We start from the raw sequence: 12,039 nt of genomic DNA on the forward strand, positions 1-12,039 counted from the left end.
CCGCCGTCGCCCAGCACTTCGGAGTCTGGCCGACCACCATCTCCAGACTCGAACGAGGACTCAGCAGGGACGACGACCTCGCCCACGCCTACCGCAACTGGCTCCAAGCCGCTTGACAGCAATAGGAGCATCAACGCCTTCCGGCCCGGCGGCGGAACCGGTACGGAAGCGGCGGCGCACCGCCCCCGGCAGGACCCGCCCCCCCGGCAGGACCCGCCCTCGCCCCGGCATGCCTCCGCCCCGGCCGGGTGCACCGGCCGGGGCGGAGGATCACTCACGGCGGCGGCTGAACCGCCGCGTACCTCAGCTCAGGGACGCGAGGGCCGCGTTCCAGGTGGCCGACGGGCGCATGACCGCGTCCGCCTTGGCCTTCTCCGGCTGGAAGTAGCCGCCGATGTCGGCCGGGCTGCCCTGCACGGCGATCAGCTCGTCGACGATCTTCCGCTCGTCGGCCGCGAGGGTCTCGGCGAACGGGGCGAACGCCTTCGCCAGGTCGGCGTCGTCGCTCTGGCCGGCCAGCTCCTGCGCCCAGTACAGGGACAGGTAGAAGTGGCTGCCGCGGTTGTCGATGCCACCGAGGCGACGGGTCGGGGACTTGTCCTCGTTGAGGAAGGTCGCCGTGGCGCGGTCGAGGGTGTCCGCGAGGACCTTGGCGCGGGTGTTGCCGGTGGCCGCCGCGTACTGCTCGAGGGACGGGACCAGGGCGAAGAACTCGCCGAGGGAGTCCCAGCGCAGGTAGTTCTCCTTGACGAGCTGCTGCACGTGCTTCGGCGCGGAGCCGCCGGCACCGGTCTCGAACAGACCGCCGCCCGCCATCAGCGGGACGACCGACAGCATCTTGGCGCTGGTGCCCAGCTCCAGGATCGGGAACAGGTCGGTCAGGTAGTCACGCAGCACGTTGCCGGTGACCGAGATGGTGTTCTCGCCCCGGCGGATGCGCTCCACCGACAGCTTGGTGGCCTCGACCGGCGACAGGACCCGGATGTCCAGGCCCTCGGTGTCGTGCTCCGCCAGGTACTGCTCGACCTTGGCGATCAGGTTGGCGTCGTGGGCGCGGGTGGCGTCCAGCCAGAAGACGGCCGGGTCGCCGGTGGCGCGGGCGCGGGTGACGGCGAGCTTCACCCAGTCCTTGATCGGCGCGTCCTTGGTCTGGCAGGCGCGGAAGATGTCGCCGGCGGAGACCGCCTGCTCGATCACGACGTTGCCGGCCTGGTCGACCAGGCGGACGGTGCCGGTGACCGGGATCTCGAAGGTCTTGTCGTGGCTGCCGTACTCCTCGGCCTTCTGCGCCATCAGACCGACGTTCGGTACCGAGCCCATGGTCGAGGGGTCGTAGGCGCCGTTGGCGCGGCAGTCCTCGATCACGGCCTGGTAGACGCCGGCGTACGAGGAGTCCGGCAGTACCGCGAGGGTGTCGGCCTCCTGGCCGTCCGGGCCCCACATGTGACCGGAGGTGCGGATCATGGCCGGCATCGAGGCGTCGACGATGACGTCGGACGGCACGTGCAGGTTGGTGATGCCCTTGTCGGAGTCGACCATGGCCAGCGCCGGGCCCTCGGCCAGTTCGGCGTCGAAGGAGGCCTTGATCTCGGCGCCCTCGGGCAGCGACTCGACGCCCTTGAGGATGCCGCCCAGGCCGTCGTTCGGGGTCAGGCCGGCGGCGGCGAAGGTCTCGCCGTACTTCGCGAACGTCTTCGGGAAGAAGGCGCGCACCACGTGGCCGAAGACGATCGGGTCGGAGACCTTCATCATCGTGGCCTTCAGGTGCACGGAGAACAGGACGCCCTCCTCCTTGGCACGGGCGACCTGCGCGGTCAGGAACTCGCGCAGCGCGCCGACCCGCATCACGGAGGCGTCGACGACCTCGCCCTCGAGGACGGGCACCGACTCGCGCAGGACGGTGGTCGAGCCGTCGTCGCCCTTGAGCTCGATACGCAGCGCGCCGGCCTCGGAGATCACCACGGACTTCTCCGTGGAACGGAAGTCGTCCACGCCCATCGTCGCCACGTTGGTCTTGGAGTCCGAGCTCCAGGCGCCCATGCGGTGCGGGTGGGTCTTGGCGTAGTTCTTCACGGAGGCGGGGGCGCGGCGGTCGGAGTTGCCCTCGCGCAGGACCGGGTTCACGGCCGAGCCCTTGATCTTGTCGTACCGGGCGCGGATCTCGCGCTCCTCGTCGGACTTCGGGTCGTCCGGGTAGTCCGGCAGCGCGTAGCCCTTGCCCTGCAGCTCGGCGACGGCGGCCTTGAGCTGCGGGATGGACGCCGAGATGTTCGGCAGCTTGATGATGTTGGCGGCGGGCGTCTTGGCCAGCTCGCCCAGCTCGCTCAGCGCGTCGGGAATGCGCTGGTCCTCGTTCAGGTACTCCGGGAAGACGGCGATGATGCGCCCGGCCAGCGAGATGTCGCGGGTCTCCACGGGCACACCGGCCTGCGAGGCGTACGCCTGGATCACCGGCAGGAACGAGTGCGTCGCGAGGGCCGGGGCCTCGTCTGTGTAGGTGTAGATGATGGTCGAGTCAGTCACCGGGTGCTCCGCTCCACGTCTGCAACATTGCTCGACATCAAGATATCTCGTGACCGGGTCCGGCTCGACAGGGGTCCCGGCCGGAAATTCGTGCCGCCCCGGTGCAACCGATCCCGCCTTCTTGTGGTCATGACAAGCGATCACCACTGACCACGCGTGATCGCTCACGACCGGCGGCCGGAACCGACCACCCGGCCGCCCGACCGAAAGCGGACCATGAGATATCGCACCAGAGTGACGGCCCCGGCGGCCGCCCTGATCGGCACGGCCGCGGCTCTGACGACGGGCTCCCCGGCCCAGGCGCTTCCCTCGGGCCCGGGCGCGGCGGCGCACAGGGCGCCGCGCCCGGCGGCCGCCCCAGGCCCCGAGACCCTCGGCGACCCCGTCTTCCCCGCCCTCGGCAACCAGGGCTACCGCGTCTCGTCCTACCACCTGGACCTGGCCTGGGACGCCACGGCCAGGACGGTCGACGCGACCGCCACGCTGAAGATACGCGCCGACCGCCCGCTCAGCCGCCTCTCGCTGGACGCCCTCGGCCTCGACATACGCACCGTGTGCGTCAACGGCGCCACCGCCGCCTTCGCCCAGGTGGACGAGAAGCTGCGGATCACGCCCGCCAAGACCCTGCCGCCGGACGCGCGGGCCACAGTGACCGTCGCCTACTCCGCCGACCCGCGCCGCGCCCTCGCCCACACCGCCTGGGTGCCCACCCCCGACGGCTTCGCGACCTGCCCGCAGCCGAACTCCGCGCACACCGTCTTCCCGTGCAACGACCATCCCTCCGACAAGGCGCACTTCACCTTCCGCCTCACGGTCCCGAGCGGCCTGCGCGCGGTGGCGAACGGCCTGCTCACCGGTACCGAGACGCTGAGCGGCGACCGCACGGCGTACTCGTACCGCTCGGCCTCCCCGATGGCCACCGAACTCGTGCAGATCACCGTCGGCGACTACGTGATCAAGGACCGCCAGGGCCCGCACGGCCTGCCGCTGCGCGACGTGGTGCCCGCCGCCCGTGCCGCCGCCCTGGAACCGGCCCTCGCCCTCACCCCCGGTCTGGTGACCTGGCTGGAGGACCGGCTGGGCGCCTATCCGTTCGAGACGTACGGCCTGCTGCCGTGCAACTCCGACGATCCGAAGGCCTTCGACTTCACCGGCCTGGAGACGCAGACCCTCACCCTGTACAAGCCGAACTTCCTGCTCCAGCCGGAGAAGAGCATCGGCTCGCACATGATGCACGAGCTGGTCCACTCCTGGTTCGGCAACCTGGTAAGTCCCGCCACCTGGGCCGACCTGTGGCTGAACGAGGGCCACGCCGACTTCTACGGGCTGCTCTACCGCTACGAGCGCGGCTGGGCCGACTCCCTCGGCCTGACCACCATGGAAGCCCGGATGAAGGACACCTACGCCCGCGGCGACCAGTGGCGCCACGACTCCGGCCCGGTGGCCTCCCCGAACGAGGCCAACCTCTTCGACAGCCAGCGCTACCTGGGCGGCGTCCTCGTCCTGTACGCCTTCCGCGAGCTCGTCGGCGAGCAGGTGTTCAACACGGTCGAGCGCACCTTCCTGGAGCGCTTCCGCGACCGCTCGGCGACCACCGCCGACTACATCGACGTCGCCTCCGAGGTCTCCGGGCAGGACCAGTCCGGCTTCCTGCGCGACTGGCTCTACGGCACCACAACGCCGCGCATGCCCGGCCACCCGGACTGGACGGTGAACCCGGTCGCCCCCTCCTTCGCGGCCCCGCACAGCAAGCGCGGCGGCCACTGGCACGAGAACTCGGCCACGCTCTGATCAGCCGTGGCGGGCGGCGTCCGGCCCGGCGCCGCCCGCCACCTCGCGCTCGATCCACCGGCAGATCACGTCCACGACGTACACGTGCTCGGCGCGGCTCAGCTCCCGTCCCCGGGGAATGCCGTGCCAGCGCTGCAGACAGCTCCGGCAGCAGGTCGCGGTGGCGTGCTGGGCGACGAACACCGGATGCCCCCGGTAAGGCGTCTGCCTGCCGTCCTTGTGCGGCCGGGCCGGGGCCAGCCGCTGGGCGATCAGGTCGTAGGCATGCCACCGGATCGTCGCCGGCCCCTTCTGCCCGGCGAGGGCCAGCTCCCGCCCGCGCAGCCGGAACTTCGCCCGGAACGGCTGACGCGCGATCGCGTCGAGCCGTTCGTCGAGGGAGCGGGCGGCCGGGTCCGGCGGCGGAGAGGTCATGGCCCTTCGAGGGTACGCCGACCGACGCCCTCGGGTTCTAGTCGGCCAGGGCCGTCGCCGGCTCCTCCGCGCCGCGCTGCTGCGGTATCACCACCGCGCCCTGCTGCAGGGCCACCGTCCGGGTCGGGGACGGGATGCGGATGCCCTCCTCGCGGTAGCGGCGGTGCAGGCTCTTGATGAACTCGTGCTTGATGCGGTACTGGTCGCTGAACTCGCCCACGCCGAGGATCACCGTGAAGCCGATGCGCGAGTCGCCGAAGGTGTGGAAGCGGATCGCGGGCTCGTGGTCCGGGACGGCGCCGGTGATCCCGGTCATCGTCTCGGCGATGACCTCGTGGGTGACGCGCTCGACGTGGTCCAGGTCGCTGTCGTAGCTCACGCCCACCTGCACCAGGATCGTCAACTGCTGCTCGGGTCGCGTGTAGTTGGTCATGTTGGTCTTCGCGAGCTGGCCGTTGGGTATGACCACCAGGTTGTTGGAGAGCTGGCGGACCGTCGTCTGGCGCCAGTTGATGTCCACCACGTACCCCTCCTCGCCACTGCTGAGCCGGATGTAGTCGCCCGGCTGCACGGTCTTGGAGGCGAGGATGTGGATGCCCGCGAAGAGGTTGGCGAGGGTGTCCTGCAGGGCCAGCGCGACGGCCAGACCGCCGACGCCCAGGGCGGTGAGCAGGGGCGCGATGGACACGCCGAGCGTCTGCAGCACCACCAGGAAGCCGATCGCCAGCACCAGCACCCGGGTGATGTTCACAAAGATGGTGGCCGAACCGGCCACGCCCGAGCGGGACTGCGTCACCGACCGGACCAGGCCCGCGATCACCCGGGCCGCGGACACCGTCACCACGAGGATCAGCCACACCTCGAGGAACTGGTCGGTGTGGTGCTGGACGGTCCGGGTCAGTGGCAGTACCGCGGCGGCCGCCGCCGCGCCGCCCGCGATCGCCGCCCACGGGACGACGGAGCGCAGCGCGTCCACGATGACGTCGTCACCGCTCCAGCGGGTCCGCTTCGCGTGCTTGCCCAGCCAGCGCAGCACCGTGCGGGACAGGAAGGCCAGCAGCAGCCCCGCGGCCACGGCGATGCCGGCGAGGACCAGGTCGTGCAGGGTCAGCGCCCGGTTCACCGGTCACCTCCGGGGTGTGAAAGGGCGGCGCGGAGCCTGGAGTGAAGTCTCGTCACGTTGTCACCTGCTCGATGTCCGTACATGTGCGATCGCGCCGGCCACCGACGTCGTCGGCGGGCGGCGCGGTCGTTCATCCTGCCGTATCCGGCGGCCCGGTTCGCACCGGGAGGGCGCGGATCAGACGATGCCCTCGGCGAGTTCGGCCTGATCGCGGTCGTCACCGTAGGCCGCGGTGGTGGGCGTGCCGTACGAACGGCGGGCGACGTACCACCAGATGCTGGCCAGCACCAGCACGACCACCAGTGCCACGGCCGCGTAGTTCATCGTGTCGACGGTCACCGGCGAGGACTGCGGCAGACAGAACAGGACCGTCACACAGGCCACCCAGGCCACCGCGATCCAGCCGACCGGCCTGCTCCACCGGCCCAGGTGCCACGGACCCGGCCGGAACCGGTCGCCGGCGCGCAGCCGCAGCAGAACGGGGATGGCGTAGGCCGGGGTGATGCCGATGACGTTGATGGCGGTGACCGCGCCGTACGCCGTCGCCGAGTACAGGGACGGCAGGGCGAGCACACCGGCGACGATCACCGACAGCCAGACCGCCGCGACCGGTGTCTGGGTACGGCTGCTGACCTTGCGCCACAGGTGCGAGCCCGGCAGGGCGCCGTCCCGGCTGAACGCGAACACCATCCGGCTGGCCGCGGCCACCTCGGCGTTCCCGCAGAACAACTGGGCGACGATCACGACGAGCAGCAGCACGCTCGCCCCGCCGGTGCCGAGACCGTCGAGCAGGATCTGCGCGGGCGGCACCCCGGTGTCCGTGGCACGCGTGGCGTCGTAGTCCTGGATGGCGAAGGTCAGTCCGGCGAGGAGGACGAAGCCCGCGATCCACGACACCCAGATGGACCGCACGATGCCCTTCGCCGCCGACACCGAGGCGTTGGAGGTCTCCTCCGACAGGTGCGCGGAGGCGTCGTAGCCGCAGAACGTGTACTGGGCGAGCAGCAGGCCGATCGCCGCCACGTACAGCGGGCTCGACCACCCGGTGTCGTTCACGAACGTGGTGAACACGAAGGACGGCGACTGGTGGTGGTCCGGGACGATCGCCAGCGCGCCGACGATGACCGCGACACCGGCCAGGTGCCACCACACGCTCACCGAGTTGAGCAGGCTGACCAGGCGGACGCCGAACAGGTTCAGCACGGCGTGCAGCAGCAGAATGGCGCAGAAGATCAGCATCGTCTTGCCGGGTGTCGGCTCGAAGCCCCACTGGAGGCTGGCGAACGCCCCGGTGAACAGGGCGGCCCCGTAGTCGATGCCGGCGATCGCGCCGAGCAGGCCCAGCAGGTTCAGCCAGCCCGTGTACCAGCCCCAGCGGCGGCCGCCGAGCCGGTCGGCCATGTAGTACAGGGCGCCGGAGGTCGGGTAGGCGCTCGTGACCTCGGCGAGCGCCAGGCCGACGCAGAGCACGAACAGGCCGACGCCCGCCCAGCCCCACAGCATCACGGCCGGCCCGCCGGTGCCGAGGCCGAAGCCGTACAGGGTCATGCAGCCGGACAGGATCGAGATCACCGAGAAGCTGATCGCGAAGTTGCCGAAGCCGCCCATGCGGCGGGCCAGCACGGGGCGGTAGCCGAGTTCACGCAGCCGCTGTTCCTCGTCGTGCTGTGGCCGGGCGGGGGAGGGCGACGGATCGGGCGCGGGGGACATGCGGGAACCTCCGGGAGGGGGGAAACGAGGGGGGAGCGTCAGGAGCGGGGGCCGGGATCCTCCTCTGCCGCGCGGCAGCGGTCCCTGGCCCGCAGGAACACCTCCACCGCGGGGCCGCGGTCCGGGGCGCGGTACATCCAGGGCGGTGGCGTGAAGTACGGGCCGATCGCGTCGAACACCCGGGCCGCCTCGGCGAACCGCTGGGCGCCCCACAGCGCGTGGGCCAGGTGGTTGAGGTCGAGCAGGGAGCGTTCGGCCCGGGGTGCGTGCTCGAACCAGGAACGCAGCGCCCGGGTCGCCTCACGGGTGGCGTCCTCCGCGACCCAGTGCAGGTCGAGCGCGGCGTCGTGGCCGGCGGCCCGCCGGTAGCGCTCGACCCGGACGTACAGCGGCAGCACGTGCGGGGCGGAGCCGGCCGGCGCCTGGGCGGCGGCCCACCGGGTGTACCGGGCGGCCTCGGCGAGCCGGTCGGAGGCGGCGGTGGCGTACAGGAACTGCAGCATGCGGTGGTGCGCCTCGCGGTTGTGCGGGTCGCGCTTGCCGGCCTCGGCGAGCAGTCCCCAGGGGCCCGGCGGCAGCAGGGGTTCCGGCGGCGGCGTCCGGTGCTCCGGCCAGCGCTGCTCCGGGTCGAGCTGGGCCAGCGCCAGCAGGCACACCCAGGGCACGGGATCGTCCGGGGCGGCCTGGGCGGCGGACTGCGCGGCGTCCCAGGCCTCGATCCACAACTCGTGCGCCCGCAGGTGCCGTTCGCGCCGTGCCCGCAGGGCCCGCTCCACGCCGACGCGGGCGTGCATCACCGCGGCCGGCACGCTGTCCGGCTCCTCCGCGAGCCAGGCCCGCACCACGTCGGTGCCGGCCGCCGCGGCCGCCAGGATCTGGGTGCGCTGCGTCCACTGCCACCGGCTCGTCGTGTCCGCGAGCAGCGTGCGCATCGCCATCCAGCGGCCGGTACGCAGTTCCTGCAGGGCGCCGCGCAGGGCGCCGTCGTGACCGGCGGGGTCGTAGGCGGGGCGGGCGCCCTCTCTGGCCATCAGCCACCCGCCCCGGTCCGCGAGCGGACGGGCAGGGTGACGCGGTGCGCTGGCAACAGCCCTCCTCGGGGCGGTGGTTGGAGGTCACGTACGGGGTCGGCGGTCACTATAGGGGTGTCGTTTGCGCCGTGCCATCGATGTCAACTCAACTTCTCCAACGCGTAGTTGATCACCGGCCGGACGCGCTTGACGCCGGACGCCGCCCGGCGGCAGGCTGTTCGCGCCGATCTTCGAAGGGCCGGACGAACGCGCGGGAGGGTGCGATGACGGGGCCGGTGCTCGCCGTCGACCAGGGCACGTCCGGCACCAAGGCGCTGGTGGTCTGCCCCGAACGCGGCGTCCTGGGCACCGGTTTCGCCGCCGTGCGGCCCTGCCATCTGCCCGGCGGACGGGTCGAGGTGGACCCCGGCGCGCTGTACGCCTCCGTGCTGGAGGCCGGCCGGGCCGCGCTGGCCGAGGCTGGCGAGGACGTCGTGGCGATGGGCCTGGCCAACCAGGGCGAGACCGTGCTCGCCTGGGACCCCGCGACCGGCCGCCCGCTGACCGGCGCCCTCGTCTGGCAGGACCGGCGCGCCGAGACCGTGTGCGCCGAACTGACGGACCAGGCGGACGAGTTGCGGCGGCTCACCGGGCTGCCCCTCGACCCGTACTTCGCGGCGCCCAAGATGGCCTGGATCCGCCGCCACCTCACCCGCGAGGGCGTCGTCACCACCTCCGACGCCTGGCTGGTCCACCGGCTCACCGGCGCCTTCGTCACCGACGCGGCGACCGCGGGCCGCACCCAGCTCCTGGACCTCGACGGCGCCCACTGGTCGGCGCGGGCGCTGGAGGCGTACGGACTGCTCGGCGAACGGCTGCCGGAGATCACCGACAACGCGCAACCCGTGAGCACGACACGGGCCTTCGGGCCCGAGATCCCCGTCACCGGTCTGATCGTCGACCAGCAGGCCGCCCTGCTCGCCCAGCGCATCACCGGACCCGGCGGCGCCAAGTGCACCTACGGCACCGGCGCGTTCCTGCTCGCCCACGCCGGCGGCACACCCCGGCGCGGCGACTCCGGCCTGGTGAGCTGCGTCGCCTGGCGGCTCGCCGGCGACACCGGCTACTGCCTCGACGGGCAGGTGTACACGGCCGCCTCCGCCGTACGCTGGCTCACCGACCTCGGCGTCATCTCCTCGGCCGCCGACCTCGACCCGGTCGGCGGCGCCGTCCCCGACAGCGGCGGCGTCACCTTCGTCCCCGCCCTCGCCGGCCTCGCCGCTCCCTGGTGGCGCGGCGACCTGCGCGGCTCGCTGACGGGGCTCGGCCTGGACACCGGCCCCGGACACCTGGTGCGCGCCCTGTGCGAGGGCCTGGCGGCCCAGGTCAGCGAGCTGGCCCGGGCGGCCGCCACCGACCTCGGCACCCCCTTGGACACACTGCGCGTCGACGGCGGCCTGACCCGCTCCGCCCTGCTCATGCAGACCCAGGCCGACCTGCTGCAGCTCCCCGTCGAGGTCTCCGCCCTGCCCGAGGCCACCGCGCTCGGCGCCGCCGCCCTCGCCCGGCTCGGCGCGGACCCCGCGCTGAGCGTGACCGACGCCCTTCCGGACTGGAAGCCGGCCGCCGTGTACGAGCCCCGCATCCCGGCCGACCAGGCCGCCGAACGCCTGGCCGGCTTCCGTACCGCGGTCGCCGCGCTGCTCGGCTCATGACGGTCACCGCCGAAGGGCCGCTGCCCGAGCAGCCGTACGACGTCGCGGTCGTCGGTGCCGGGGTCGTCGGCTGCGCCATCGCCCGCGAACTCGCCCGCCACCCCGGGCTGCGCGTCGCCCTGGCCGAGGCCCAGGACGACGTCGGCCAGGGCACCTCCAAGGCCAACACCGCCATCCTGCACACCGGTTTCGACGCCACCCCGGGCTCCCTGGAGGCCACACTCGTCCGCGAGGGCTCCCGGCGGCTGGCCGCCTACGCCGCCGAGTCCGGCATCCCCGTCGAACGGACCGGGGCCCTGCTCGTCGCCTGGGACGAGGAACAGCTCGCCACCCTGCCCCGGCTCGCCGAGAAGGCCGCGCGCAACGGCTGCCCCGACACCCGGCTCCTCGGCGCCGACGAGGTCCACGCCCGCGAACCGCACCTCGGCCCCGGCGCGCTCGGCGCCCTGCACGTGCCCGGCGAGAGCATCATCTGCCCCTGGACGACGACCCTCGCCTACGCCACCCAGGCGGTCCGCGCCGGTGTCCACCTGCACCTGAACACCCGGGTCACCCGGTCCGACCGGCGCGACGGCACCCATCTGCTGACCACATCCCGGGGCACTCTTCGCGCCAGGCACCTGGTCAACGCGGCCGGACTGCACGCCGACACCCTCGACCGGACGCTCGGCCACGACGACTTCACCGTCACCCCGCGCCGCGGCCAGCTCATCGTCCACGACCGGTTCGCCCGCCCCCTGGTCCGGCACATCCTCCTCCCCGTCCCGACCGCTCTCGGCAAGGGCGTCCTGATCGCGCCGACCGTGCACGGCAACGTCCTGCTCGGCCCCACCGCCGAGGACCTGGACGACAAGCGGGCCACCCAGTCCACCGCGGAGGGCCTCGCCCTGCTGCGGGAGAAGGGCCGCCGCATCCTCCCCGCGCTGCTCGACGAGGAGGTCACCGCCGTCTACGCCGGGCTCCGCGCCGCCACCGAACACGACGACTACCGGATCACCGCCCACCCCGGGCAGGCGTACGTCACCGTCGGCGGCATCCGCTCCACCGGCCTCACCGCGTCCATGGCCATCGCCGCCCACGTCGTCGGACTGCTGGCCGGCGCCGGGCTCGACCTCGGCCCGGAGCGCGAACCGGAGCCGGTACGGATGCCCGGCATCGGCGAGACCTTCCCGCGCCCCTGCCTGCGGCCCGAACTGATCGCGGCCGACCCGGAGTACGGCATGCTCGTCTGCCACTGCGAACGGGTCTCCCGCGGCGAGATCCGCGACGCCCTCGCCAGCACGATCCCGCCGCGCACCCTGGAGGGCCTGCGCCGTCGCACCCGCGCCCGGGCGGGCCGCTGCCAGGGCTTCCACTGCGGGGCGGCGGTACGGGAGCTGTTCGAGGAGGCGCGCCCATGACCGCGAACCCGCCGGTGCGCTCCGTCGACGTCCTCGTCGTCGGCGCCGGCCCCGCCGGACTCGCCGCCGCGGCCCGCCTGGCCGCCGCCGGCGCCGGCCGGGTGGAGGTGCTCGAGCGGGAGCAACGGCCCGGGGGAGCGCCCCGCCACTGCGCGCACCGGGGTTTCGGCACCTGGACGCGTCCGCTGACCGGCCCCGACTACGCCCGGCTCCTCACCGCGGCCGCCGTGAGCGCGGGTGCCGTGGTGCGCACGGGGGTGACGGTTCTGGAGTGGGCGGACGCCGGGCCACCGCTTCCGGCGACACCCGGCGGGACGGGCGCGGTGGACGGCCCCGGGCCTGCCGGCGCGGTG

8 protein-coding genes and 1 pseudogene are annotated in these 12,039 nt (G+C 73.0%); 4 read left to right on the plus strand and 5 right to left on the minus strand.

Going from position 1 to position 12,039, the window contains the following annotated elements; translation table 11 throughout:
• Positions 1-303: 303 nt before the first annotated feature.
• On the minus strand, positions 304-2,523 hold the full coding sequence (locus AB0924_RS27325; RefSeq protein ID WP_366912783.1) for an NADP-dependent isocitrate dehydrogenase: 2,220 nt from the start codon (positions 2,521-2,523) through the stop codon (positions 304-306).
• Between the two features lie 216 nt (positions 2,524-2,739).
• On the opposite strand from AB0924_RS27325, the gene AB0924_RS27330 reads away from it, so the two are divergent.
• A complete protein-coding gene (locus AB0924_RS27330) occupies positions 2,740-4,314 on the plus strand; it encodes a M1 family metallopeptidase (protein WP_366912784.1) in 1,575 nt (524 codons plus the stop codon).
• Here AB0924_RS27330 and AB0924_RS27335 read toward each other — a convergent pair whose 3' ends face one another.
• The 4 genes from AB0924_RS27335 to AB0924_RS27350 form a co-directional block, all read right to left on the minus strand.
• Entirely contained in the window at positions 4,315-4,728 is a 414-nt protein-coding gene (locus AB0924_RS27335) for a DUF4186 domain-containing protein (RefSeq protein ID WP_366912785.1), read from the minus strand.
• A 37-nt stretch (positions 4,729-4,765) separates the two neighbouring features.
• Complete coding sequence (locus AB0924_RS27340) at positions 4,766-5,851, minus strand: mechanosensitive ion channel family protein (protein ID WP_358936585.1); 1,086 nt, start codon at positions 5,849-5,851, stop codon at positions 4,766-4,768.
• A gap of 177 nt (positions 5,852-6,028) precedes the next feature.
• The gene (locus tag AB0924_RS27345; protein WP_358936583.1) at positions 6,029-7,561 is read right to left on the minus strand and encodes an amino acid permease; all 1,533 of its coding nucleotides are present in this window, start codon (positions 7,559-7,561) and stop codon (positions 6,029-6,031) included.
• Between the two features lie 38 nt (positions 7,562-7,599).
• On the minus strand, positions 7,600-8,592 hold the full coding sequence (locus tag AB0924_RS27350; RefSeq protein ID WP_366912786.1) for a hypothetical protein: 993 nt from the start codon (positions 8,590-8,592) through the stop codon (positions 7,600-7,602).
• 263 nt (positions 8,593-8,855) lie between these two features.
• Here AB0924_RS27350 and AB0924_RS27355 point away from each other — a divergent pair, with 263 nt between their 5' ends.
• From AB0924_RS27355 to AB0924_RS27365, 3 genes and pseudogenes are all read left to right on the plus strand, one after another.
• On the plus strand, positions 8,856-10,286 hold the full coding sequence (locus AB0924_RS27355) for an FGGY family carbohydrate kinase (RefSeq protein ID WP_366912787.1): 1,431 nt from the start codon (positions 8,856-8,858) through the stop codon (positions 10,284-10,286).
• Complete coding sequence (locus tag AB0924_RS27360) at positions 10,283-11,686, plus strand: FAD-dependent oxidoreductase (RefSeq protein WP_358936577.1); 1,404 nt, start codon at positions 10,283-10,285, stop codon at positions 11,684-11,686. Before AB0924_RS27355 ends, AB0924_RS27360 begins: the two co-directional genes overlap by 4 nt.
• Positions 11,683-11,826: pseudogene (locus AB0924_RS27365) on the plus strand (FAD-dependent oxidoreductase); the annotation flags it as partial. The gene AB0924_RS27360 and the pseudogene AB0924_RS27365, both read left to right, overlap by 4 nt.
• Between the last annotated feature and the right edge of the window lie 213 nt (positions 11,827-12,039).

Source organism: Streptomyces sp. NPDC047869 (assembly GCF_040704065.1).
Classification (GTDB): domain Bacteria; phylum Actinomycetota; class Actinomycetes; order Streptomycetales; family Streptomycetaceae; genus Streptomyces.